Consider the following 24,049-nt stretch of genomic DNA (forward strand, 5'->3'; position numbering starts at 1 on the left):
GGCAGCCGGACAGAACAACCGGAGGACAGCCCAGCAGGGCGTCAGTCAGTGGCAGAGCCACGACCACCAGGGACCCGGTTAGAACTATCAGTGTCGGTGGTGGGTCGTACGGTGGACTCGTGCGACCCATCACGAGTATTGAGCGGTCAGTGACGCCCTTCGAGGTCGTCAGTCCCTTCCAGCCGAACGGGGACCAGCCGGCGGCGATCGCCGAGTTGGAGCGGCGGATCAAGGGCGGGGAGAAGGACGTCGTCCTGCTCGGTGCCACCGGTACCGGGAAGTCGGCCACCACGGCCTGGATGATCGAGCGGCTGCAGCGGCCCACCCTGGTGATGGCGCCGAACAAGACGCTGGCCGCCCAGCTGGCGAACGAGTTCCGCGAGCTGCTGCCGAACAACGCGGTCGAGTACTTCGTCTCGTACTACGACTACTACCAGCCCGAGGCGTACGTCCCGCAGACGGACACCTACATCGAGAAGGACTCCTCGATCAACGAGGAGGTCGAGCGGCTGCGGCACTCGGCGACCAACTCGCTGCTGACCAGGCGGGACGTGATCGTGGTCGCCTCCGTCTCCTGCATCTACGGCCTCGGCACCCCGCAGGAGTACGTGGACCGGATGGTCCCGCTCAAGGTCGGCGAGGAGATCGACCGGGACGTCCTGCTGCGCCGCTTCGTGGACATCCAGTACGCCCGCAACGACGTGGCGTTCACCCGTGGCACCTTCCGGGTCCGCGGCGACACCATCGAGATCTTCCCGGTCTACGAGGAGCTGGCCGTCCGGATCGAGATGTTCGGCGACGAGATCGAGGCGCTGTACACCCTGCACCCGCTCACCGGCGAGATCATCAGCCAGGACGAGTCGGTGTACGTCTTCCCCGCCTCGCACTACGTGGCCGGCCCGGAGCGCATGGAGCGGGCGATCACCGGCATCGAGAAGGAGCTGGAGGAGACGCTCGCCCGGCAGGAGAAGCAGGGCAAGCTGCTGGAGGCCCAGCGGCTGCGCATGCGCACCACCTACGACATCGAGATGCTGCGCCAGATCGGCACCTGCTCGGGCGTCGAGAACTACTCGATGCACTTCGACGGCCGCGAGCCAGGCTCCCCGCCGAACACCCTGCTCGACTACTTCCCGGAGGACTTCCTCCTGGTCATCGACGAGTCGCACGTCACCGTCCCGCAGATCGGTGCGATGTACGAGGGTGACGCCTCGCGCAAGCGCACCCTGGTGGAGCACGGCTTCCGGCTGCCCTCCGCGATGGACAACCGCCCGCTGAAGTGGGAGGAGTTCCTAGGGCGGATCGACCAGACGGTGTACCTGTCGGCGACGCCCGGCCCGTACGAGCTGTCCCGCGGCGACGGCCAGGTCGAGCAGATCATCCGCCCGACCGGTCTGATCGACCCGGAGGTGATCGTCAAGCCGACCGAGGGCCAGATCGACGACCTGGTGCACGAGGTCCGCAAGCGGGTGGAGCGGGACGAGCGCGTCCTGGTGACCACGCTGACCAAGAAGATGGCCGAGGACCTCACCGACTACATGCTCGGCCTGGACATCCGGGTCCGGTACCTGCACAGCGACGTGGACACCCTGCGCCGGGTGGAGCTGCTGCGCGAGCTGCGCGCGGGCAGGTACGACGTGCTGGTCGGCATCAACCTGCTGCGCGAGGGCCTGGACCTGCCCGAGGTGTCGCTGGTGGCGATCCTGGACGCGGACAAGGAGGGCTTCCTGCGCTCCGGCACCTCGCTGATCCAGACGATCGGGCGGGCCGCCCGAAACGTCTCGGGCCAGGTGCACATGTACGCGGACCGGATCACCCCGTCGATGGAGAAGGCGATCGACGAGACCAACCGCCGCCGGGTCGTGCAGCAGGCGTACAACAAGAAGCACGGGATCGACCCGCAGCCGCTGCGGAAGAAGATCGGCGACATCCTGGACACCCTCGCCCGCGAGGACGTGGACACCGACGAGCTGCTCTCCACCGGCTACCGCGGGGCCGCCGGGAAGGGCAAGGCCCCGGTGCCGGCCCTGGGCATGGAGCGCAAGCAGGGCGAGAGCCTGCCGGCCGCCGAGCTGGCGGAGCTGATCCAGTCGATGACGGACCGGATGCACGCGGCCGCCGCCGACCTCCAGTTCGAGGTCGCGGCCCGGCTGCGTGACGAGGTGAAGGAGCTGAAGCGGGAGCTGCGCCAGATGCGGGAGGCCGGCGTGGCCTGAGCGGGGGCCTGAACGGGGGTCTGAGGCGGGTCGAGGCGGCCGCCGGGCCGGGCCGGTGTGACACCGGTCAAGCCCGGCGGTGTCTCAGCCTTGCCACAATGCGGCGACCGCCGGGAGGTGCGGGGTGCCGCAGGCCCTAGGCTGGCCTGCGGCATCGACCTCGGGACGAGGTGGTGCGACAGCAACAGGGGGCCTCAGCCGGGGGACGGCACGGGGTGTTCCACCGTGGCGCCGCGCGGGGAGCGACCGCGTGGCCGGGTAGAGAGGACAACGCCGTGTCGGTGAACCTTGCCAAGGGACAGCGGGTCAGTCTCCAGAAGGGGCCGGGCGGCGCGTTGACCGTGGTCCGGATGGGGCTCGGCTGGCAGGCCGCGCCGAAGCGGGGCCTGTTCGGCAGTCGCACCAGGACGATCGACCTGGACGCGTCGGCGCTCCTGTACGCCGAGAAGACCCCGTCCGACGTGGTGTTCTTCCAGCACCTGGAGAGCACGGACGGTTCCGTCCGGCACACCGGGGACAACCTGGAGGGCGGCTCCGGCACGGAGGACGACGAGGCGATCCTGGTGGACCTGCTGCACGTGCCGGCGCACATCACCCAGGTGGTGTTCACGGTGAGCTCGTACACCGGGCAGACCTTCGCGGAGGTGCAGGGCGCCCACTGCCGGCTGGTGGACGAGACCACGGGCGAGGAGCTGGCCCGGTACGAGCTGGCCGGGGGAGGGCCGCACACCGGGCAGATCATGGCGAAGGTGTTCCGTGACGGGGCCGGCGGCTGGGAGATGCAGGCGATCGGCGCGCCGGCCAAGGGGCGGACCTTCCAGGACCTGCTGCCGGCGATCGAGCCGTACCTCTGACGGCATCCCGGACGGCATCCCGGACGGGCGCTCCGGACGCCATCCCTGACGGTTCTTTACCTTCTTTACCTTTACTTGGGCTTCCTGTTACTCTCGATGGCAGCGGAGGGGAGTATTCCCCCGCAGTTGTCCCCGTCATCACGGGCGCCCACGAGTGGCGCCCCGGGGCGCTGGTCCGTGCGGACGCCCCGAGAGCGGGCCCGACGGGCGGAAGAGACCTCCGGCAGTGACGATGACTGTCTCGCCTACCTGCCGGAGGAGCAGTAGTGGACGTTTCCGTAACCATGTGGATCACCACGATCGGTGTGCTGATCGCACTGATCGTGGCGGACTTCTTCATCGGAGGGCGCAAGCCGCACGAGGTCTCGATCAAGGAGGCCGGGATCTGGACCGCGGTCTGGATCGTGCTGGCGCTGATCTTCGGCGGGTTCCTCTGGTGGCACTCCGGCGCGCAGCCGGCCGGTGAGTTCTTCGCCGGTTACATCACCGAGAAGTCGCTCAGTGTCGACAACCTGTTCGTCTTCATCCTGATCATGGGCAAGTTCGCGGTGCCGAGGATCTACCAGCAGCGCGTGCTGATGTTCGGTGTGATCATCGCGCTGGTGCTGCGGGCGGTCTTCATCGCCGGCGGCGCGGCGCTGGTCACCCAGTTCTCCTGGGTGTTCTTCATCTTCGGCGCCTTCCTGATCTGGACCGCCTGGAAGCTGATCAAGGAGGCCCGGGCCGGCGAGGAGGAGGACGAGTTCGAGGAGAACCGCCTGCTCAAGTCGATCGAGCGGCGATTCCCGTCCACCGACACGTACCACGGCACGAAGTTGTTCATCCGGGAGAACGGCCGCCGGCTGATGACCCCGATGCTGATCGTGATGCTGGCGATCGGCACCACGGACGTGCTGTTCGCGCTGGACTCCATCCCGGCGATCTTCGGCCTGACCCAGGACCCGTACATCGTCTTCACCGCCAACGCCTTCGCCCTGATGGGCCTGCGTCAGCTGTACTTCCTGATCGGCGGCCTGCTGAAGAAGCTGGTCCACCTGTCGTACGGCCTGTCGGTGATCCTCGGCTTCATCGGTGTGAAGCTGGTGCTGCACGCGGCGCACGAGGCAGGCGCGAACGTGCCGGAGATCGGCATCCCGCTCTCGCTGGGCGTCATCGTGGTCGTGCTGGCCGTCACCACGGTGACCAGCCTGATCGCCTCGAAGAAGCAGGAACGGGCCGAGCGCGAGGCCCAGAAGCTGGACGCCTGACCCCCGCGGGACGGCCGAGGCCCCCGCGACCCGGAAGGGGTCGCGGGGGCCTCGTCGTGCCCGGTGCCCGGTGCCCGAAGGCCGAGGTCACCAGCCGCGCTCGCGCCACTCGTCGAGGTGCGGGCGCTCGGCGCCGAGGGTGGTGTCGCTGCCGTGGCCGGGGTAGACCCAGGCCTCGTCCGGCAGGACGTCGAAGATCTTCGCGTTGACGTCCCGGAAGAGGCTCGTGAAGGCCTCCGCATCGCCCCAGGTGTTGCCGACGCCGCCGGGGAAGAGGCAGTCGCCGGTGAAGACGTGCGGGTGGCCCTGCGGGTCGTCGTAGATCAGCACGATCGCGCCCGGGGTGTGCCCGACCAGGTGCCGGACGGTGAGTTCCACGTCGCCGACCCGCAGCTTGTCGCCGTCCGCGAGCAGCAGCTCGGTGGGCACGTCGACGCCCTCGGCGTCGTGCGCGCCGGCGGCGGTGCGAGCCCCCGTCACGGCGACCACCTCGGCGAGCGCGGCCCAGTGGTCGTGGTGCCGGTGGGTGGTGACCACGGTGGCCAGCTCGTCACCGACGGTCTCCAGCAGCACCGGGGCGTCGGCGGCCGCGTCGATCAGCAGCTGCTCGTCGGTGGCCCGGCAGCGCAGCAGGTAGGCGTTGTTGTCGTACGGGCCGACGGCCACCTTGGTGATGATCAGGTGCGCCAGCTCCCGCACGTCCGGCGGCCCGCCGACCTTGACCGCTCCGTGGTACGTCATGCGTCCGCTCCTCGTCCGGTGAAGGGGTTCAGGATCATCTTCGCGCCGTCAGCCCAGCGGGGGAAGCTGGGGGAGGGCGGTGTCGGGGGTGGTCCGCAGGCCGGCGCCGTCGGAGCGGCCGGAGAGCCAGGCGAGCAGGGAGCGGAGGGGGCCCTGGACGGTGAGGACGGGCTCGCCGGTGCCGATCAGGCCGATGTCCCCGGTGTCCTCGGCGACCAGCTCGACGCCGGGCAGGGCGGTGCCGTGCAGCTTGTTGGCGATCTTGTGGAACTCGGTGACGGCGAAGACCTCCGGCCAGTGCGCGGGGGTGTGGCCGGCGTCCAGGTCGACGTGGTGGTACTCGACCTCGGCGAGGCGCTTCCACGGGAGGTCGTGGGCGGGGAAGACGTAGCCGGTGCGGTGGCGGACCTCGACCGTCCAGGCTTCGGCGGGCAGCAGAGCGGCGGCCGCGGCGAAGCGCTCGCGGGAGTCGCGCAGGTCGGCGAGCTGGGCGTCCACCGGGCGGGGCGCACCCTCCTCGATCTGCCGGTCGCGGGCCTCGGTGCTGGCGTACTGCGGGATGTCGGTGCCGGTGCGGGCGCCGTCCAGCAGGTTGACCAGGGAGTCGGCGTTGCGGGCGAGGTGGGCCAGCACGTGACCGCGGGTCCAGCCGGGCAGGGCGGAGGGCTCGGCGACGGCCTCGGGCTTCAGCTCGGCGACGGTGTGCAGCAGGTGCCGGGTGCTCTCCTCGACCAGGGCCAGGTACTGCGCGGCGGCCTCGGCGGCGGTCTGCGGGTCGGTCATCGGATCGGCCTTCTGTGGGAGACGGCGCGTTGCCCGCGGGGGGCTCCGCTCGTTGACCAGCTGACGCTATCGCCGAATCCGACCGCTGAGCAGGGCCTTTTTCGGTCCGGGTACGGAGGGTTCGAGGGGCGCTCTCACTCGTTCGGGTGGACTCCGCTGGACACGGTCGATATTCGAACGTCTGAGCTAGTAGGCTGGCTGCCGCATCCTGGAAGAAGCACACATCTCCCCGCAAGTCCTCTCGCCCCGGAGAAAGGCGCCAGAAGCAGTGGCCGACCGCCTCATCGTCCGCGGTGCTCGCGAGCACAACCTCAAGAACGTCTCGCTCGACCTGCCCCGCGACTCCCTCATCGTCTTCACGGGCCTCTCCGGCTCCGGCAAGTCCTCGCTCGCCTTCGACACGATCTTCGCCGAGGGCCAGCGCCGCTACGTCGAGTCGCTGTCCTCCTACGCCCGCCAGTTCCTCGGGCAGATGGACAAGCCCGATGTGGACTTCATCGAAGGCCTCTCCCCGGCCGTCTCGATCGATCAGAAGTCCACCAACCGCAACCCCCGTTCGACCGTCGGCACGATCACCGAGGTCTACGACTACCTGCGCCTGCTGTTCGCCCGGATCGGCAAGCCGCACTGCCCGCACTGCGGCCGCCCGATCGCCAAGCAGTCGCCGCAGGCGATCGTCGACAAGGTGCTGGAGCTCGCCGAGGGCACCCGGTTCCAGGTGCTCAGCCCGGTGGTGCGCGAGCGCAAGGGCGAGTTCGTCGACCTCTTCGCCGACCTCCAGTCCAAGGGCTACTCGCGCGCCCGGGTGGACGGCGGGACGATCCAGCTCGCCGAGCCGCCGAAGCTCAAGAAGCAGGAGAAGCACACCGTCGAGGTGGTCATCGACCGCCTGACCGTCAAGGAGAGCGCCAAGCGGCGGCTCACCGACTCGGTGGAGACGGCCCTGCGGCTGTCCGGCGGCATGGTCGTGCTCGACTTCGTCGACCTCGCGGAGGACGACCCGGAGCGCGAGCGGATGTACTCCGAGCACCTCTACTGCCCGTACGACGACGTGTCGTTCGAGGAGCTGGAGCCGCGCTCGTTCTCCTTCAACTCGCCGTTCGGCGCCTGCCCGGACTGCTCGGGCCTGGGCAACCGGATGGAGGTCGACCCGGAGCTGGTCATCCCGGACCCGGAGCGCTCGCTGGAGGAGGGCGCGATCCACCCGTGGTCGGCGGGCCACGCCAAGGAGTACTTCCAGCGCCTGATCGACGCGCTCGCCGGGGAGCTGGGCTTCCGCACCGACATCCCGTGGGCCGGGTTGCCGGCCCGCGCCAAGAAGGCGCTGCTGTACGGACACAAGCACCAGGTGCAGGTCAGCTACCGCAACCGCTTCGGGCGCGAGCGCTCGTACAGCACCGGCTTCGAGGGCGCCGTCCCGTTCATCCAGCGCCGGCACACCGAGGCGGAGAGCGACAGCAGCCGCGAGCGCTTCGAGGGCTACATGCGCGAGGTGCCCTGCCCGACGTGCGAGGGCACCCGGCTCAAGCCGGTGGTGCTCGCGGTCACCGTCGAGGAGAAGTCGATCGCCGACGTCTCGGCGATGTCGATCAGCGACTGCGCCGAGTTCCTGGGCGCGATGAAGCTGAACGACCGGGACAAGCAGATCGCCGAGCGCGTCCTCAAGGAGGTCAACGAGCGGCTGCGCTTCCTGGTCGACGTCGGCCTGGACTACCTCTCGCTGAACCGCGCGGCCGGCACCCTGTCCGGCGGCGAGGCCCAGCGCATCCGGCTGGCCACCCAGATCGGCTCCGGCCTGGTCGGCGTGCTGTACGTGCTGGACGAGCCGTCCATCGGCCTGCACCAGCGGGACAACCACCGGCTGATCGAGACGCTGGTGCGGCTGCGCGACATCGGCAACACGCTGATCGTGGTCGAGCACGACGAGGACACCATCAAGACGGCGGACTGGGTGGTCGACATCGGCCCGGGCGCCGGCGAGCACGGCGGCAAGGTGGTGCACTCCGGCTCGTTGAAGGGGCTGCTGTCCAACAAGGAGTCGCTGACCGGCCAGTACCTCTCCGGCAAGCGGTCCATCCCGATCCCGGCGGGCCGCCGAGACCGGGACAAGAAGCGCCAGCTGACCGTCCACGGCGCCCGCGAGCACAACCTCAAGGACGTCACGGTCGGCTTCCCGCTCGGCACCTTCACCGCGATCACCGGCGTCTCCGGCTCCGGCAAGTCGACGCTGGTCAACGACATCCTCTACACCCACCTCGCCCGGGAGCTGAACGGCGCCCGCAGCGTGCCCGGCCGGCACACCCGGATCACCGGCACCGACCTGGTGGACAAGGTGGTGCACGTCGACCAGTCGCCGATCGGGCGCACCCCGCGCTCCAACCCGGCCACCTACACCGGGGTGTTCGACCACGTGCGCCGGCTCTTCGCGGAGACGCAGGAGGCGAAGGTCCGCGGCTACCTGCCCGGCCGGTTCTCCTTCAACGTCAAGGGCGGCCGCTGCGAGAACTGCTCGGGCGACGGCACCATCAAGATCGAGATGAACTTCCTGCCGGACGTCTACGTGCCGTGCGAGGTCTGCCACGGCGCCCGGTACAACCGGGAGACGCTGGAGGTCCACTACAAGGGCAAGTCCATCTCCGAGGTGCTGGACATGCCGATCGAGGAGGCGCTGGCCTTCTTCGAGGCCGTCCCGGCGATCGCCCGGCACCTCAGGACGCTCAACGACGTCGGCCTCGGCTACGTCCGGCTCGGCCAGTCCGCGCCGACGCTGTCCGGCGGCGAGGCGCAGCGCGTCAAGCTCGCCTCCGAGCTGCAGAAGCGCTCCACCGGGCGGACGGTCTACGTGCTGGACGAGCCCACCACCGGCCTGCACTTCGAGGACATCAGCAAGCTGATCAAGGTGCTCAGCGGGCTGGTGGAGAAGGGCAACACGGTGATCGTCATCGAGCACAACCTCGATGTGATCAAGACCGCCGACTGGGTCGTCGACATGGGCCCCGAAGGCGGTTCCGGCGGCGGCATGGTGGTCGCCGAGGGCACCCCGGAGCAGATCGCCGCCGTCCCGGAGAGCCACACCGGCAAGTTCCTCCGGGACATCCTTCCGGGCGAGTTCGCGGACGCCCCGGTCGCCCCGGTGAAGAGGGCGCCGCGCAAGCGGGCCGCCGCGGCGAAGAAGTAGCGAAGAGGGAGCAGCGCCCCGCTCCGCCGCCCCACCCACGGGGGCGGCGGAGCGGGTGCCGCATAGACTTCCGTGGTCCCTCGTAGGAAGCCGAACCGCAGGAGCGCACCGATGTCAGAGGCCCCCGAGACCAGCCCCGCCACCTCCCGCCGCACCGTGCTCTGCGGCGCCGCCGCCGTACTGGCGGCCGGCGGCACCGTGGCGGTCGCCGGCTGCGGTCCCTCCTCGGGTTCCTCGGGCTCCTCCGGCGCCGGCAGCGCGGCCAAGACCCCGGTGGACCTCGGCCCGGCCTCGGAGGTGCCGGAGGGCGGCGGCAAGGTCTTCCGCAACCAGAAGATCGTCGTGACCCAGCCGACCGCGGGGGAGTACAAGGCCTTCAGCGCCGTCTGCACCCACGCCGGCTGCGTCGTCGACCAGGTGAAGAGCCAGCAGATCCAGTGCCCCTGCCACGGCAGCCGGTTCGCCATCGCCGACGGCGCCGTCCAGGACGGCCCGGCCCCCAGGCCGTTGCCCGCCTACGCCGTCACGGTCGACGGCGGGAACCTCAAGGTGACCCCGAGCTGAAGCAGTTGATCTCCACCCAGTCGATCTCGGCCCAGTCGGTCCCCGCCCGGTTGATCTCCCCTTCGCGGCCCCGGCTCCACTCGGTACGGTGGACCCATGGCTGACCCGAGCACCTACCGCCCGGCGCCGGGCGCGATCCCGACCTCACCGGGCGTCTACAAGTTCCGTGACGCCCACGGGCGGGTCATCTACGTCGGCAAGGCCAAGAGCCTGCGGCCGCGCCTGTCGTCCTACTTCCAGGACCTGGCCGGCCTGCACCCGCGCACCGCGACCATGGTCACCACCGCGGCCTCGGTGGAGTGGACGGTGGTGGCCACCGAAGTCGAGGCGCTCCAGCTGGAGTACTCCTGGATCAAGGAGTTCGACCCGCGGTTCAACGTCAAGTACCGCGACGACAAGAGCTATCCGGAACTCGCCGTCACCCTCAACGAGGAGTACCCGCGGGTCCAGGTGATGCGCGGGGCGCACAAGAAGGGCGTGCGCTACTTCGGCCCGTACGGGCACGCCTGGGCGATCCGCGAGACGGTCGACCTGCTGCTGCGCGTCTTCCCCGTCCGCACCTGCTCCAACGGCGTGTTCAAGCGCGCCCGGCAGGTCGGCCGGCCCTGCCTGCTCGGCTACATCGGCAAGTGCGCCGCGCCCTGCGTCGGCAAGGTCTCGCCGGAGGAACACCGGGCGCTGGCCGAGGACTTCTGCGACTTCATGGCCGGGCGCACCGGCAACTACCTGCGCCGGCTGGAAGAGCAGATGCGGGAGGCCGCCGAGGAGATGGAGTACGAGAAGGCGGCCCGGCTGCGGGACGACATCGGCGCCCTCAAGCGCGCGATGGAGAAGAACGCCATCGTGCTCGCCGACGCCACCGACGCCGACCTGCTGGCCGTCGCCGAGGACGAACTGGAGGCCGCCGTCCAGATCTTCCACGTCCGCGGCGGCCGGGTGCGCGGCCAGCGCGGCTGGGTCACCGACAAGGTCGAGGACGTCGACACCGCCGGCCTGGTCGAGCACGCCCTCCAGCAGCTCTACGGCGGCGCCGGCCCGGACGAGCGCAACGAGACCGTCCCGCGCGAGGTGCTCGTCCCCGCGCTGCCCGAGCCGTCCGGTCCGGTCCGGGACTGGCTGAGCGGCCTGCGCGGCAGCCAGGTCGACCTGCGGATCCCGCAACGCGGCGACAAGAAGGACCTGATGGCCACCGTGCAGCGCAACGCCCAGCAGGCGCTGGCACTGCACAAGACCAAGCGCGCCTCCGACCTCACCACCCGCAGCCGTGCCCTGCAGGAGATCGCCGACGCGCTGGAGCTGGACTCGGTGCCGCTGCGCATCGAGTGCTTCGACATCTCCCACCTCCAGGGCGAGGACGTGGTCGCCTCGATGGTCGTCTTCGAGGACGGCCTGGCCCGCAAGAGCGAGTACCGGCGCTTCCAGATCAAGGGCTTCGAGGGCCAGGACGACGTCCGCTCGATGCACGAGGTGATCGGCCGGCGCTTCCGCCGCTACCTCCAGGAGCGCGAGCAGACCGGCGAGTGGGTCGTCCCCGAGGCCGACGACCCGGGCGCCGCCGCCGACGGCACCGGGGCCCCGGCCGGCCCGATCGACCCGGAGACGGGCCGCCCGCGCCGCTTCGCCTACCCGCCCCAACTGCTGGTCGTGGACGGCGGCCAGCCGCAGGTCGCCGCCGCCAAGCGCGCCCTGGACGAACTCGGCATCGACGACGTCGCGCTGTGCGGCCTGGCCAAGCGGCTGGAGGAGGTCTGGCTGCCCGGCGAGGACGACCCGGTCGTGCTGCCGCGCTCCAGCGAGGGCCTCTACCTGCTCCAGCGGGTCCGCGACGAGGCCCACCGCTTCGCGATCACCTACCAGCGCAGCAAGCGTTCCAAGCGACTCACCGCCGGGGAACTGGACTCCGTCCCGGGCCTCGGCGAGACTCGCCGCCAGGCGCTGCTCAAGCACTTCGGCTCGCTGAAGAGGCTCCGGGCCGCCACCGTCGACGAACTCTGCGCCGTACCCGGCATCGGACGCCGCACGGCGGAGACTGTTGCGGCGGCGTTGTCCTCCCGTACACCCGTCGCACCAGCGGTGAACACCGCTACCGGCGAGATCATCGAGGACGGGGCCGAACCGGCCGCCGAGCCGGTGGCCGCAGCATCCCAGACCGCACCATCCCAGGAGACGCCATGACGGCCGACGCCGACCGTCAGACGACGCGCCCAGCCCCCGCCCGCCTGTCCGGGCAGGGGAAGGGTGGTCGCGCCGTGCGCGTTCTCCCCAGCAGAAAGACCGAGAGCGGGGAACCGAAGTGACCGTGTCAGACGTGGCCGAGAACGCGCCGGAGCTGGTGATCATCTCCGGCATGTCCGGAGCCGGCCGCTCCACCGCCGCGAAGTGCCTGGAGGACCTGGGCTGGTTCGTGGTGGACAACCTGCCACCGGCCCTGATCCCGACCATGGTCGACCTGGGCGCCCGCTCCCAGGGCAACGTCGCCCGGATCGGCGTGGTCGTGGACGTCCGGGGCCGCCAGTTCTTCGACGACCTGCTCACCTCCCTCGACGAGTTGGAGAAGCGCGGCGTCCGGCTCAGTGTGGTCTTCCTGGACTCCTCCGACGACGCGCTGGTCCGCCGCTTCGAGAGCGTGCGCCGCCCGCACCCGCTGCAGGCCGACGGCCGGATCGTCGACGGCATCGCCCAGGAGCGCGACCTGCTGCGCGACCTGCGCGGCGAGGCCGACCTGGTGATCGACACCTCCAACCTCAACGTGCACCAGCTGCGCGCCAAGCTGGACGCCCAGTTCGCCGACCACGACGAGCCCGAGCTGCGCGCCACCGTGATGTCCTTCGGCTTCAAGTACGGCCTGCCGGTCGACGCCGACCTGGTGGTGGACTGCCGCTTCCTGCCCAACCCGCACTGGGTGCCCGAGCTGCGCGCCCGTACCGGCACCGACGCGGACGTCGCCGACTACGTGTTCCAGCAGCCCGGCGCCAACGAGTTCCTGGACGGCTACGCCGATCTCCTGCGCATCATCACCGAGGGGTACCGCCGCGAGGGGAAGCGCTACATGACGCTTGCCGTAGGCTGCACCGGTGGCAAGCACCGCAGCGTCGCGATGTCCGAGCGCCTGACCAAGCGTCTCATCGCCGACGGAGTGGAGACGGTGCTCGTCCACCGTGACATGGGACGGGAGTGACCGCCGCCTCCTAGCCGGGCCGCCGGCGGGGCCGGCGGCCGCGGCGAGGAACGCGAGGTGAGTGTGGCGGGATATGTGCCCGGGCGGCAGCCGCAGAACAGGAGTGCCGACCGGGCGGGTGGCCCGGCCCGGCCGCCGGTCCCGAGCCGGCCGCGCAGCAGCCCCGCCCGGGCCAACCCGGCCCCCCGGATCACCGCGCTCGGCGGCGGCCAGGGCCTGTCCGCCTCGCTCTCCGCGCTGCGCCGGCTCACCAGCGACCTGACCGCCGTGGTCACCGTCGCCGACGACGGCGGCTCCAGCGGCCGGCTCCGCACCGAGTTGGGCGTGCTGCCCCCCGGCGACCTGCGCAAGGCGCTGGCCGCGCTGTGCGGGGACGACGACTGGGGGCGCACCTGGTCCGAGGTGATCCAGCAGCGCTTCACCGGCACCGGTGAGCTGGGCGGCCACGCGGTCGGCAACCTGCTGATCGTCGCGCTCTGGGAGAAGCTCGGCGACCCGGTGGCCGCCCTGGACTGGGTCGGCCGGCTGCTGAACGTCCAGGGTCGGGTGCTGCCGATGTCGGCGGTGCCGCTGGACATCGAGGCGACCGTGCGCGGCCACGACCCGGAGCGCCCCGGCGAGCTGTCGGCCGTCCGCGGCCAGGCCGACGTCGCGGTCACGCCCGGCACCGTGCAGTCGATCCGGCTGCTGCCGGACGGGCCGCCGGCCGTCCCGGAGGCGGTCACCGCCGTCCGGGAGGCGGACTGGGTGGTGCTCGGGCCCGGCTCCTGGTTCACCAGCGTGCTGCCGCACCTGCTGGTGCCGGAGCTGGCCAAGGCGCTCACCGAGACCCGCGCCCGCCGCCTGCTCACCCTGAACCTGGCCCCGCAGCCCGGCGAGACCGAGGGCTTCACCCCGCAGCGCCACCTGGAGGTCATCGCCGACCACGCCCCGGGCCTCGCGGTGGATGCGATCCTGGTGGACGAGCGGGCCGTCACCGGCGGCGCCTTCGGCCAGGCGGACCTGGCCGGTCTGGAGAAGGCCGCCGAGCGGATGGGCGCCGCCCTGGTCCTCGGCAGGGTGGCCCGCACCGACGGCACCCCGCGACACGACCCGGAGCTGTTGGCGGCCGCGTACGACCGGATTTTCCGGACACATGGAAGGATCGGGCCATGGCGATGACTCCAGCGGTGAAGGACGAGATCAGCCGGCTCCCGGTCACCAGGGCCTGCTGCCGCAAGGCGGAGGTGTCGGCGATCCTGCGGTTCGCGGGCGGGCTGCACATCGTGAGCGGCCGGATCGTGATCGAGGCGGAGCTGGACACCGGCGCGGCGGCGCGGCGGCTGCGCAAGGACCTGCTGGAGATCTTCGGACACTCCTCCGACCTCGTGGTGATGGCCCCCGGCGGACTGCGGCGCGGCAGCCGCTTCGTCGTCCGGGTGGTCAAGGACGGCGAACTGCTCGCGCGCCAGACCGGCCTCGTGGACGGCCGGGGCCGGCCGATCCGGGGGCTGCCCCCGGCGGTCGTCTCCGGGGCCACCTGCGACGCCGAGGCGGCCTGGCGCGGGGCCTTCCTGGCGCACGGCTCGCTCACCGAGCCGGGCCGCTCCTCCTCGCTGGAGATCACCTGCCCCGGTTCCGAGGCCGCCCTCGCCCTGGTCGGCGCGGCCCGTCGGCTCGGCATCCCGGCCAAGGCCCGCGAGGTGCGCGGCGTGGACCGGGTGGTGATCCGCGACGGCGACGCGATCGGCGCGCTGCTGACCCGGCTCGGCGCGCACGAGTCGGTGCTCGCCTGGGAGGAGCGCCGGATGCGGCGCGAGGTCCGGGCCACCGCCAACCGCCTGGCCAACTTCGACGACGCCAACCTGCGCCGCTCGGCCCGCGCCGCGGTGGCGGCCGGCGCCCGGGTGGCGCGGGCGCTGGAGATCCTCGGCGAGGAGGTGCCCGAGCACCTGGCCGCGGCCGGCCAGCTGAGGATGCAGCACAAGCAGGCCTCGCTGGAGGAGCTGGGCGCGCTCGCCGACCCGCCGCTGACCAAGGACGCGGTGGCCGGCCGGATCCGCCGCCTGCTGGCGATGGCCGACAAGCGGGCCTCCGAGCTCGGCCTGCCGAGCACCGAGGCCAACCTCACCGACGAGATGGCGATGAACTGACCGCACCAAGTGGCTGTTCCGCGGCCGGTGTCCGGATTCCGGGCACCGGCCGCCGCCGTGTCCGGACGGGATACCCGGACGCGCCCGGTGTGCGCAAATTGGTAGAGACCACTGACCGGGACCAACTGCCCTGACCGCCAAGGACGGTCGGCCTGATTTCGCGCCACGCCAGGTCGTCGCACGTGGCGCGATGTGCCCTCCCAGGCCTGGGAGGGGTAGGGTCATAGGCGGTCGGGGACTTCCCAAATCTCACCCCCGTCGGCTTAGCTCCGGCGTACCTAACGAGGAGATCGGTTCGTGACGATCCGGGTAGGCATCAACGGATTCGGCCGCATCGGCCGCAACTTCTTCCGCGCGGTCAAGGCGCAGGGCGCGGACATCGAGATCGTCGGTGTCAACGACCTCACTGACACGAAGACCCTGGCTCACCTGCTCAAGTACGACACCACCCTGGGCACCTTCCCGGGCGAGGTCTCGCACACCGAGGACAGCATCACCGTCGACGGCAAGACCTTCCAGGTCAGCGCCGAGCGTGACCCCGCCAACCTGCCGTGGGCCGCCCTGGGCGCCGACATCGTCGTCGAGTCCACCGGCATCTTCACCAAGGCCGAGGCCGCGAAGAAGCACCTCGCCGCCGGCGCGAAGAAGGTCATCATCTCGGCGCCCGCGAGCGACGAGGACGTCACCATCGTCCTGGGCGTCAACGAGGACAAGTACGACGCCGCCAACCACTCGATCATCTCCAACGCCTCCTGCACCACCAACTGCGTGGCGCCGATGGCCAAGGTGCTGCACGAGAACTTCGGCATCGTCAAGGGCCTGATGACGACCGTCCACGCGTTCACCAACGACCAGGTGACCCTGGACTTCCCGCACAAGGACCTGCGCCGCGCCCGTGCCGCGTCGCAGAACATCATCCCGACCTCGACCGGTGCCGCCAAGGCGACCGCCCTGGTCCTGCCGGAGCTGAAGGGCAAGCTGGACGGCACCTCGCTGCGCGTCCCGGTCCCGACCGGCTCCATCACCGACCTGGTCGTCACCCTGGAGCGCGAGGTGACCAAGGACGAGGTCAACGCCGCCTTCCAGAAGGCCTCGCAGGAGGGCCCGCTCAAGGGCATCCTGACCTACACCGAGGACCCGATCGTCTCCTCGGACATCGTCAACGACCCGGCCTCCTGCATCTTCGACTCCCAGCTCACCATGGTCCAGGGCAACCAGGTCAAGGTGCTCGGCTGGTACGACAACGAGTGGGGCTACTCGAACCGCCTCGTCAACCTGACCTCCCTCGTCGGCGGCCAGCTCTGACGCAGCGGGAGCTGACGTGATGTAGGGGCGAGGGCCCGGCTGGCGCACTGTGCCGACCGGGCCCTCGCTCTGCGCACCAGGACTTTCCCAGGCGGCCCCTGCGCCGTGCCGCCTCTGCGCATCAACCATCTCCCCAGGAGAGCCAATCCCCGTGAAGACCATCGAAGACCTCGACGTCGCCGGCAAGCGCGTGTTCGTCCGTGCCGACCTGAACGTCCCGCTGGACGGCACCACGATCACCGACGACGGCCGGATCCGCGCCGTCGCCCCGACCATCGCCAAGCTCGTCGAGCGCGGCGCCCGGGTCGTCGTCGCCTCCCACCTCGGCCGCCCGAAGGGTGCGCCGGACCCGACGTTCTCGCTGGCCCCGGCGGCCGTGCGCCTCGGCGAGATCCTCGGCAAGAACGTCGCCTTCGCCACCGACACCGTGGGCGAGAGCGCCGCGTCCACCGTGGCCGCGCTGGGCGACGGCGAGGTCGCGCTGCTGGAGAACCTGCGCTTCAACGCCGGCGAGACCAGCAAGGACGACGCCGAGCGCAAGGCCTTCGCCGAGCAGCTGGCCGCCCTCGCGGACCTGTACGTCGGCGACGGCTTCGGCGCCGTGCACCGCAAGCACGCCTCGGTCTACGACCTGCCCGGCCTGCTGCCGCACGCGGCCGGCGACCTGATCGCCACCGAGGTCGGTGTGCTCAAGAAGCTCACCGAGGAGGTCGCGCGTCCGTACGTGGTCGTGCTCGGCGGCGCCAAGGTCTCCGACAAGCTCGGCGTGATCGACAACCTGCTGAAGAAGGCCGACCGGATCCTGATCGGCGGCGGCATGGCGTACACCTTCCTCAAGGCCAAGGGCCACGAGGTCGGCATCTCGCTGCTGCAGGAGGACCAGATCCCGGTCGTCCTGGACTACCTGAAGCGCGCCGAGGCGACGGGCGTCGAGTTCGTCCTGCCGGTGGACGTCCTGGTGTCGGCGGAGTTCCCCGACCTCAAGACCAAGGCCCCGGCCAACCCCTCGCTCGTCGCCGCGGACGCGATCCCGGCCGACCAGGAGGGCCTGGACATCGGCCCGAAGACCCGCGAGCTGTACGCGGCGAAGCTGGCCGACGCGGGCACCGTGTTCTGGAACGGCCCGATGGGTGTCTTCGAGCACCCGGACTACGCGAACGGCACCAAGGCCGTGGCCCAGGCGCTGCTCGACAGCGACGCGTTCACCGTGGTCGGCGGCGGCGACTCCGCCGCGGCCGTCCGCATCCTGGGCTTCGACGAGAACGCATTCGGACACATCTCGACCGGCGGTGGCGCCAGCCTCGAGTACCTGGAGGGCAAGACCCTCCCCGGTCTCGCCGCCCTGGAAGGCTGAAAGCAATGACTGAGCGTCTCCCGCTGATGGCGGGCAACTGGAAGATGAACCTCAACCACCTTGAGGCCATCCAGCACACCCAGAAGCTGGCCTTCGCGCTGGCCGACAAGGACTACGCGGCCGTCGAGGTCGCCGTCCTGGTGCCGTTCACCGACCTGCGTTCGGTGCAGACCCTGGTCGACGGCGACAAGCTGAAGATCAAGTACGGCTCGCAGGACATCTCGCAGCACGACTCCGGTGCCTACACCGGCGAGGTCTCCGGCCCGATGCTGGCCAAGCTGAAGTGCACCTTCGCGGTGATCGGCCACTCGGAGCGCCGCCAGTACCACGGTGAGGACGAGGCGATCGTCAACGCCAAGGTCAAGGCCGCCTACCGGGCCGGGATCACCCCGATCCTGTGCATCGGCGAGCCGCTGGACGTCCGCAAGGCCGGCACCCACGTCGAGCACACCCTCGCCCAGCTGGACGGCGCCCTGGCGGACATCCCGGCCCACCAGGCCGAGTCCATCGTGGTCGCCTACGAGCCGGTCTGGGCGATCGGCACCGGCGAGGTGGCCACCCCGGAGGACGCGCAGGAGGTCTGCGCCGCCATCCGCAGGCGGATCGCCGAGCTGTACGACGCCGAGCTGGCCGACAAGGTCCGCGTGCTGTACGGCGGTTCGGTGAAGTCGTCGAGCGCGGCCGGCCTGATGGCCAAGCCCGACATCGACGGCGGCCTGATCGGCGGTGCCTCGCTGGACGCCGACGAGTTCGTCAAGATCGTGCGCTACCGTGAGCAGGCAGTAGGCTAACGCCGCTGCAGCAACGTAGGCTTTGGGGCCGGACCGCCGTCAGCGGTCCGGCCCCGTCGCCGAAGATACGAGAGAGTTGGTCCCGTCGTGGTTCTCGGGTTCTCGATTGCCCTGATCATCTTCAGTCTGCTGATGATCCTGCTGGTGCTGCTGCACAAGGGGAAGGGCGGCGGCCTGTCGGACATGTTCGGTGGCGGCGCGATGTCCACCGGCGGCGGCTCGGCGGTGGCCGAGCGCAACCTGGACCGCATCACGATCGTGGTCGGTCTCGCCTGGTTCGCCTGCATCATCGTGCTGGGCCTGGTGCTGAAGTACAAGAGCTGACGTAACCCTGACGCCCCGTCGCCCGAGCGCCTATCCTGGGACGGTCGGGGGCGGAGGCGATGGCGGTGGACGCTTAACTCCTGCTTACACTAGGACGACTTTCGCCACCGACGCGCACCGCGGAGGGTCGGCGCACCAGCACGCAGGGAGTCAGACCGTGGCAAGTGGCAACGCCATCCGTGGCAGCAGGGTCGGAGCGGGCCCGATGGGCGAGGCGGAGCGCGGCGAGTCCGCCCCGCGCAACCGGATCACCTTCTGGTGTGCCAACAAGCACGAGACCCGGCCGAGCTTCGCCGCCGAGGCCGTCATCCCGGACACCTGGGACTGCCCGCGGTGCGGATTCCCCGCCGGTCAGGACGAGCACAACCCGCCCGCGCCCTCGCGCAACGAGCCGTACAAGACCCACCTCGCCTACGTCCGCGAGCGGCGCACCGACGCCGACGGCGAGGCGATCCTCGCCGAGGCGCTGGCCAAGCTGCGCGGCGAGATCTGACCCGGACGACAGACAGCGAAGGGCGCCACCGTCGAGGACGGTGGCGCCCTTGTGCGTTGCCGGGCCCGTTACGCCGAGGCCGGCGGGTACAGCTGGGGCGGGATCTGCTCCGCCGCGGCCCGGTCCAGCAGCCACAGGGTGCGGCTACGGCCGTACGCGCCGGAGGCGGGCGCCTGGAGCTCGCCGGGGCCGGACAGGGCCATCGCGACCGCGCCCGCCTTGTCCGCGCCGGCTGCCAGCAGCCAGACCTCGCGGGCCGCCCGGATCGCCGGGAGGGTGAGCGAGACCCGGGTCGGCGGGGGCTTGGGGGCCCCGCGCACGCCGATCACGGTCAGCTCCGTCTCCCGCACGCCCGGGTGCTCGGGGAAGAGCGAGGCGACGTGGGTGTCCGGGCCGACGCCGAGCAGCAGCACGTCGAAGGCCGGGACGCCGAGCCGGTCGCCCGGGCCGGACGCCTTCGCCAGCTCCTCCGCGTAGCGGGCGGCGGCGGCCTCCACGTCGGAGCCGTCCGCACCGTCCGAGGCGGGCATCTCGTGCACCCGCGCCGGGTCGAGCGGGACGGAGTCCAGCAGTTCGGCGCGGGCCTGGACGGCGTTGCGGTCCGGGTCCCCGGCGGGGACGAAGCGCTCGTCGCCCCACCAGAGGTCCAGCCGCGCCCAGTCGACCGCGTCGCGCGCCGGGGAGGCGGCGATCGCGGCCAGCAGGGCGTTGCCGTTGCGCCCGCCGGTGAGCACCACCGAGGCGGTGCCGCGGGCGGCCTGGGCGTCCACGATCCGGGTGATCAGCCGGGCCGCGGCCGCCTGGGCCATCAGCTCCTTGTCCCGGTGGACGACCAGCTGCGGGGTCGCGTTGGTCATGCGCTCCCCTTGGCGGCGCGCTTGGCGGGCTTCTTGGCGGGAGCCTTCTCGGCGTCCTCGGGCACGTCCTCGGACGAGGCCTCGGACGCGACCTTGGCGGTCACCCGGGCGGGGTTGGCCACCGCGGCCTCGGCGACCGCCGCGCGGGCGACCCGCTCGGCCGCCGCCGTCTCGGCGGTGTCCGGCTCGCGCAGCCGGTCGACGGGCGTGCGCACGGCCGTCGCGTAGATGTCGTCCGGGTCGAGCCGGCGCAGCTCCTCGGCGATCAGCTCCGAGGTCTCGCGCCGCTTGAGCGCCACCTGGCGGTCCGGGGAGCCGGCCATGGAGAGCGTGCCCATCAGGCCGTCCGGGCGGTCCAGGGTGATGTCGCCGTCCTTGGTGCGCAGGTGCACCGCGGTGATGCCGGGGCCGCCGGTGACGACCCGCTCGACCGGCACGTGCAGCCGGTTGTGCAGCCAGAGGCCGAGCAGTTCGACGCTGGGGTTGTAGGACTCGCCCTCGACCACCGCGGAGGTGATCGTGACCGGCCGCTGGTCCAGCGCGGCGGCCAGCATCGAGCGCCAGCCGGTGATCCGGGTCCAGGCCAGGTCGGTGTCGCCCGGGGTGTAGCTCTGGGCCCGCTGGGCGAGCTGGCCGACCGGGGACTCGGCGGTGACGGCGTCGGTGATCCGGCGCTGGGCGAGCGCGCCCAGCGGGTCCTGCGCCGGGTGCAGCGGCGCGTTGTCGGGCCACCAGACGACGACCGGGGCGTCCGGGAGCAGCAGTGGCAGGACCACCGACTGGGCGTGCGCGGCGAGTTCGCCGTGCATGCGCAGGATGACCGTCTCTCCCGAGCCGGCATCGGTGCCGACCAGGATCTCGGCGTCCAGCCGGGTCTCGGCGCGGGCCCGGGGCGAGCGCCCGGCGCGCTTGATCACCGCGAGGGTGCGCGAGGGGTGCTCGCGGGAGGCGTCGTTGGCGGCCTTGAGGGCGTCGTACGCGCTGCCCTCGTCGGTCACGATCACCAGGGTGAGCACCATGCCGGCGGCGGTGGAGCCACTGGCCCGGCGCGCCTCCATCAGCGCGGCGTTGATCTTGCTGGACGTCGTGTTGGTGAGGTCGATCTTCATGGCCGGCGCCAGCTCCTGCCGTCTCGTGCGAGCATCTCGTCCGCCTCGGCCGGGCCCCAGGTCCCCGCGGAGTACTGGGCGGGCTTGCCGTGGGTGTCCCAGTACTTCTCGATCGGGTCGAGGATCTGCCAGGAGAGCTCGACCTCCTGGTGACGCGGGAACAGGTTGGCGTCGCCGAGCAGCACATCGAGGATGAGCCGCTCGTACGCCTCCGGGCTGGACTCGGTGAAGGACTCGCCGTAGGCGAAGTCCATCGTGACGTCCCGGACCTCGAAGGAGGTGCCCGGCACCTTGGAGCCGAACCGCACCGTCACGCCCTCGTCCGGCTGGACCCGGATGACCAGGGCGTTCTGCCCCAGCTCCTCGGTCGCGTAGGAGTCGAACGGCAGGTACGGGGCGCGCTGGAAGACCACCGCGATCTCGGTGACCCGGCGGCCCAGCCGCTTGCCGGTGCGCAGGTAGAACGGGACGCCCGCCCAGCGGCGGTTGTTGATCTCCAGCTTGATCGCCGCGTAGGTGTCGGTCTTGGAGTCCGGGTCGATGCCGTCCTCGTCCAGGTAGCCGACCACCTCCTCGCCGCCCTGCCAGCCGGCCGCGTACTGGCCGCGCACGGTGTGCCGGCCGAGGTCGGCCGGGAGCTTGACGGCGCTGAGCACCTTGAGCTTCTCGGCGACCAGCGCCTTCGGGTGGAACGACGCCGGCTCCTCGATGGCGGTGAGCGCCATCAGCTGGAGCAGGTGGTTCTGGATGACGTCGCGGGCGGAGCCGATGCCGTCGTAGTAGCCGGCCCGGCCGCCGATGCCGATGTCCTCGGCCATGGTGATCTGCACGTGGTCGACGTACGACCGGTTCCAGATCGGCTCGAACATCTGGTTGGCGAAGCGCAGCGCCAGGATGTTCTGGACCGTCTCCTTGCCCAGGTAGTGGTCGATCCGGAAGACCTCGTCCCGGGGGAAGACCTCGTGGACGATCCGGTTCAGCTCCTGGGCGCTCTCCAGGTCGTGGCCGAAGGGCTTCTCGATGACCGCGCGGCGCCACGAGCCCTGCGGGGGGTCGGCCAGGCCGTGCTTCTTGAGCTGCTGGACGACGGTCGGGAAGAACTTCGGCGGGACGGACAGGTAGAAGGCGAAGTTGCCGCCGGTGCCCTGCGCCTTGTCCAGCTCGACGATGGTCTCGCGGAGCTTGTCGAAGGCGTCGTCGTCGTCGAAGGTGCCGTGGACGAAGCGCATGCCCTTGGCGAGCTGCTGCCAGACCTCCTCCCGGAACGGGGTGCGGGCGTGCTCCTTGACCGCGTCGTGGACCTCCTTGGCGAAGTCCTCGTCGTCCCACTCGCGCCGGGCGAAGCCGACGAGAGAGAAGCCCGGCGGCAGCAGACCGCGGTTGGCCAGGTCGTAGATGGCCGGCATGAGCTTCTTGCGGGACAGGTCGCCGGTGACTCCGAAGATGACCAGACCGGACGGCCCCGCGATGCGCGGGAGCCGTCGGTCGGCCGGGTCACGAAGCGGGTTGACGGGGGCCGGCGGGAGATCGTCCGCGTCCGACTCCGAGGTCAACTCGGGGAAATCAGTGCTCACTTGTTGGGCTCCGCTTTCGTGCGCTGGCTGTGTGAGCGAACGGTCACTTCTCGCCGGCGAAGGAGGCGAGCGAGGCGGTGACGGTGTCGAGCAGCTCGTTCCAGGACTGCTCGAACTTCTCCACGCCCTCGTCCTCCAGCACCTGGACCACGTCGTCGTAGTCCACGCCGGCGGCGGCGATGGCGTCCATCACGGCCTTGGCGTCGGCGTAGTTGGGGACGATGGTGCCGCCGGTGACCACACCGTGGTCGGCGGTGGCCTCCAGGGTGGCCTCGGGCATGGTGTTGACCGTGCCGGGGGCGACCAGCTCGGTGACGTACAGGGTGTCCGGCAGGGCCGGGTCCTTGACACCGGTGGAGGCCCACAGCGGGCGCTGCGGCTTGGCGCCGGCGGCCTCCAGCGAACGCCAGCGGGCGCTGCCGGCGGACTTGCCGTCGACCGAGCCGAAGACCTCCTCGTACGCCTGGTAGGCGAGGCGGGCGTTGGCCAGGGCGGCCTTGGAACGCAGGTCCCGGGCGTCGCCGCCGATCTTCTCCAGGCGCTTGTCGATCTCGGTGTCCACGCGGGAGACGAAGAAGGAGGCGACCGACTCGATCTGGGAGAGGTCCAGGCCCTTGGCCTTGGCGGCCTCCAGGCCGGTCAGGTAGGCGTCGATGACGGCCTTGTAGCGCTCCAGCGAGAAGATCAGCGTGACGTTGACGCTGATGCCCCGGCCGATCACCTCGGCGATCGCGGGCAGGCCGGCCTTGGTGGCGGGGATCTTGATGAAGACGTTCGGGCGGTCGACCAGCCACCACAGCTGCTTGGCCTCGGCCACGGTGGCCGCGGTCTCGTGCGCCAGGCGCGGGTCGACCTCGATGGACACCCGGCCGTCGCGGCCGTTGGAGGCGTCGTAGACCGGGCGCAGCACGTCGGCCGCGTCACGCACGTCCGAGGTGGTGATCATGCGGACGGCCTCGTCGGTGGTGACCTTGCGGACGGCGAGGTCGCGCAGCTGGCCGTCGTAGGAGTCGTCGCCGCCGCCGATGGCCTTCTGGAAGATGGTCGGGTTGGTGGTCACACCCACCACGTGCTTGTTCTGCACCAGCTCGGCGAGGTTGCCGGTGTTCAGCCGCTTGCGGCTGAGGTCGTCCAGCCAGATCGCCACGCCTTCGTCGCTGAGGCGCTTCAGTGCGTCAGTCATGGTGCTTCAGTCCTTTTTTCTTCTGCTTCGTGGGGTAGTCAGAGGGGGCCGTGGGGGGGCGGGGGGGGGGGGGCCCCGGCGCCCCGGCGGGGCGCGCGGTTGGGAGGGAGGCCGACGGGGGCAGGGGGGGGGGGGGGGGCCGCCCCGCCGCGCGCGGCCGCGGCGCGGA

Annotated in this window: 20 protein-coding genes; 14 read left to right on the forward strand and 6 right to left on the reverse strand. The window is 71.0% G+C overall.

Annotation, left to right across the window (positions count from 1 at the left end; translation table 11 throughout):
- The first annotated feature begins 119 nt into the window (after positions 1-119).
- The 3 genes from uvrB (at position 120) to ACFWPI_RS33275 (ending at position 4,314) form a co-directional block, all read left to right on the forward strand.
- On the forward strand, positions 120-2,213 hold the full coding sequence (uvrB, locus tag ACFWPI_RS33265) for an excinuclease ABC subunit UvrB (protein ID WP_380375191.1): 2,094 nt from the start codon (positions 120-122) through the stop codon (positions 2,211-2,213).
- Positions 2,214-2,488: 275 nt separating this feature from the next.
- The gene (locus ACFWPI_RS33270) at positions 2,489-3,067 is read left to right on the forward strand and encodes a TerD family protein (protein WP_063349497.1); all 579 of its coding nucleotides are present in this window, start codon (positions 2,489-2,491) and stop codon (positions 3,065-3,067) included.
- 266 nt (positions 3,068-3,333) lie between these two features.
- Entirely contained in the window at positions 3,334-4,314 is a 981-nt protein-coding gene (locus tag ACFWPI_RS33275; RefSeq protein WP_363368878.1) for a TerC family protein, read from the forward strand.
- 87 nt (positions 4,315-4,401) lie between these two features.
- Here ACFWPI_RS33275 and ACFWPI_RS33280 read toward each other — a convergent pair whose 3' ends face one another.
- Both ACFWPI_RS33280 and ACFWPI_RS33285 read right to left on the reverse strand, forming a co-directional pair.
- On the reverse strand, positions 4,402-5,055 hold the full coding sequence (locus ACFWPI_RS33280) for an MBL fold metallo-hydrolase (RefSeq protein ID WP_063349499.1): 654 nt from the start codon (positions 5,053-5,055) through the stop codon (positions 4,402-4,404).
- Positions 5,056-5,103: 48 nt separating this feature from the next.
- The gene (locus ACFWPI_RS33285) at positions 5,104-5,838 is read right to left on the reverse strand and encodes a maleylpyruvate isomerase family mycothiol-dependent enzyme (protein ID WP_380375188.1); all 735 of its coding nucleotides are present in this window, start codon (positions 5,836-5,838) and stop codon (positions 5,104-5,106) included.
- A 268-nt stretch (positions 5,839-6,106) separates the two neighbouring features.
- Here ACFWPI_RS33285 and uvrA point away from each other — a divergent pair, with 268 nt between their 5' ends.
- The 11 genes from uvrA (at position 6,107) to ACFWPI_RS33340 (ending at position 19,157) form a co-directional block, all read left to right on the forward strand.
- Positions 6,107-9,016 carry an excinuclease ABC subunit UvrA gene (uvrA, locus tag ACFWPI_RS33290; protein WP_380375186.1) on the forward strand — a complete coding sequence of 970 codons (2,910 nt, stop codon included), beginning with the start codon at positions 6,107-6,109 and terminating at the stop codon, positions 9,014-9,016.
- 111 nt (positions 9,017-9,127) lie between these two features.
- The gene (locus ACFWPI_RS33295; protein WP_363368884.1) at positions 9,128-9,580 is read left to right on the forward strand and encodes a Rieske (2Fe-2S) protein; all 453 of its coding nucleotides are present in this window, start codon (positions 9,128-9,130) and stop codon (positions 9,578-9,580) included.
- A 96-nt stretch (positions 9,581-9,676) separates the two neighbouring features.
- Entirely contained in the window at positions 9,677-11,755 is a 2,079-nt protein-coding gene (gene uvrC, locus ACFWPI_RS33300; protein WP_380375183.1) for an excinuclease ABC subunit UvrC, read from the forward strand.
- Between the two features lie 118 nt (positions 11,756-11,873).
- A complete protein-coding gene (rapZ, locus tag ACFWPI_RS33305; RefSeq protein WP_380343832.1) occupies positions 11,874-12,758 on the forward strand; it encodes an RNase adapter RapZ in 885 nt (294 codons plus the stop codon).
- A gap of 63 nt (positions 12,759-12,821) precedes the next feature.
- Entirely contained in the window at positions 12,822-13,919 is a 1,098-nt protein-coding gene (gene yvcK, locus ACFWPI_RS33310; RefSeq protein ID WP_079136331.1) for a uridine diphosphate-N-acetylglucosamine-binding protein YvcK, read from the forward strand.
- On the forward strand, positions 13,910-14,890 hold the full coding sequence (whiA, locus tag ACFWPI_RS33315; protein WP_063349505.1) for a DNA-binding protein WhiA: 981 nt from the start codon (positions 13,910-13,912) through the stop codon (positions 14,888-14,890). Before yvcK ends, whiA begins: the two co-directional genes overlap by 10 nt.
- A gap of 297 nt (positions 14,891-15,187) precedes the next feature.
- Positions 15,188-16,195 carry a type I glyceraldehyde-3-phosphate dehydrogenase gene (gene gap, locus ACFWPI_RS33320; RefSeq protein WP_063349506.1) on the forward strand — a complete coding sequence of 336 codons (1,008 nt, stop codon included), beginning with the start codon at positions 15,188-15,190 and terminating at the stop codon, positions 16,193-16,195.
- A gap of 151 nt (positions 16,196-16,346) precedes the next feature.
- Positions 16,347-17,549, forward strand: a complete 1,203-nt coding sequence (locus tag ACFWPI_RS33325; protein ID WP_380375181.1) for a phosphoglycerate kinase — start codon at positions 16,347-16,349, stop codon at positions 17,547-17,549.
- A 5-nt stretch (positions 17,550-17,554) separates the two neighbouring features.
- Complete coding sequence (gene tpiA / locus ACFWPI_RS33330; RefSeq protein ID WP_363368892.1) at positions 17,555-18,340, forward strand: triose-phosphate isomerase; 786 nt, start codon at positions 17,555-17,557, stop codon at positions 18,338-18,340.
- A gap of 87 nt (positions 18,341-18,427) precedes the next feature.
- Complete coding sequence (gene secG / locus ACFWPI_RS33335) at positions 18,428-18,664, forward strand: preprotein translocase subunit SecG (protein WP_063349509.1); 237 nt, start codon at positions 18,428-18,430, stop codon at positions 18,662-18,664.
- 205 nt (positions 18,665-18,869) lie between these two features.
- On the forward strand, positions 18,870-19,157 hold the full coding sequence (locus ACFWPI_RS33340) for an RNA polymerase-binding protein RbpA (protein WP_063349510.1): 288 nt from the start codon (positions 18,870-18,872) through the stop codon (positions 19,155-19,157).
- Positions 19,158-19,225: 68 nt separating this feature from the next.
- Here ACFWPI_RS33340 and pgl read toward each other — a convergent pair whose 3' ends face one another.
- The 4 genes from pgl to tal form a co-directional block, all read right to left on the reverse strand.
- Positions 19,226-20,014, reverse strand: a complete 789-nt coding sequence (gene pgl, locus ACFWPI_RS33345) for a 6-phosphogluconolactonase (RefSeq protein WP_380375178.1) — start codon at positions 20,012-20,014, stop codon at positions 19,226-19,228.
- Positions 20,011-21,123 (reverse strand): glucose-6-phosphate dehydrogenase assembly protein OpcA, encoded by a 1,113-nt coding sequence (gene opcA / locus ACFWPI_RS33350; protein ID WP_363368898.1) that lies wholly within the window; start codon positions 21,121-21,123, stop codon positions 20,011-20,013. The genes pgl and opcA overlap by 4 nt, the downstream gene beginning before the upstream one ends.
- The gene (gene zwf / locus ACFWPI_RS33355; protein ID WP_363369122.1) at positions 21,120-22,676 is read right to left on the reverse strand and encodes a glucose-6-phosphate dehydrogenase; all 1,557 of its coding nucleotides are present in this window, start codon (positions 22,674-22,676) and stop codon (positions 21,120-21,122) included. The genes opcA and zwf overlap by 4 nt, the downstream gene beginning before the upstream one ends.
- 64 nt (positions 22,677-22,740) lie before the next feature.
- Positions 22,741-23,880: a transaldolase gene (gene tal, locus ACFWPI_RS33360; RefSeq protein WP_063349514.1), complete on the reverse strand. Its 1,140-nt coding sequence runs from the start codon at positions 23,878-23,880 to the stop codon at positions 22,741-22,743.
- Positions 23,881-24,049 lie beyond the last annotated feature (169 nt).

Origin of the sequence: Kitasatospora sp. NPDC058492 (assembly GCF_042720685.1) — a bacterium.
GTDB lineage: Bacteria > Actinomycetota > Actinomycetes > Streptomycetales > Streptomycetaceae > Kitasatospora.

Bases quoted from the DNA above. Each gene is read 5' to 3' on its own strand.
- ACFWPI_RS33280 (WP_063349499.1), bottom strand. From the start codon at position 5,055: ATGACGTACCACGGAGCGGTCAAGGTCGGCGGGCCGCCGGACGTGCGG.
- whiA (WP_063349505.1), top strand. From the start codon at position 13,910: ATGGCGATGACTCCAGCGGTGAAGGACGAGATCAGCCGGCTCCCGGTC.
- tal (WP_063349514.1), bottom strand. From the start codon at position 23,880: ATGACTGACGCACTGAAGCGCCTCAGCGACGAAGGCGTGGCGATCTGG.
- ACFWPI_RS33295 (WP_363368884.1), top strand. From the start codon at position 9,128: ATGTCAGAGGCCCCCGAGACCAGCCCCGCCACCTCCCGCCGCACCGTG.
- opcA (WP_363368898.1), bottom strand. From the start codon at position 21,123: ATGAAGATCGACCTCACCAACACGACGTCCAGCAAGATCAACGCCGCG.
- ACFWPI_RS33340 (WP_063349510.1), top strand. From the start codon at position 18,870: ATGGGCGAGGCGGAGCGCGGCGAGTCCGCCCCGCGCAACCGGATCACC.
- ACFWPI_RS33285 (WP_380375188.1), bottom strand. From the start codon at position 5,838: ATGACCGACCCGCAGACCGCCGCCGAGGCCGCCGCGCAGTACCTGGCC.
- tpiA (WP_363368892.1), top strand. From the start codon at position 17,555: ATGACTGAGCGTCTCCCGCTGATGGCGGGCAACTGGAAGATGAACCTC.
- pgl (WP_380375178.1), bottom strand. From the start codon at position 20,014: ATGACCAACGCGACCCCGCAGCTGGTCGTCCACCGGGACAAGGAGCTG.
- uvrC (WP_380375183.1), top strand. From the start codon at position 9,677: ATGGCTGACCCGAGCACCTACCGCCCGGCGCCGGGCGCGATCCCGACC.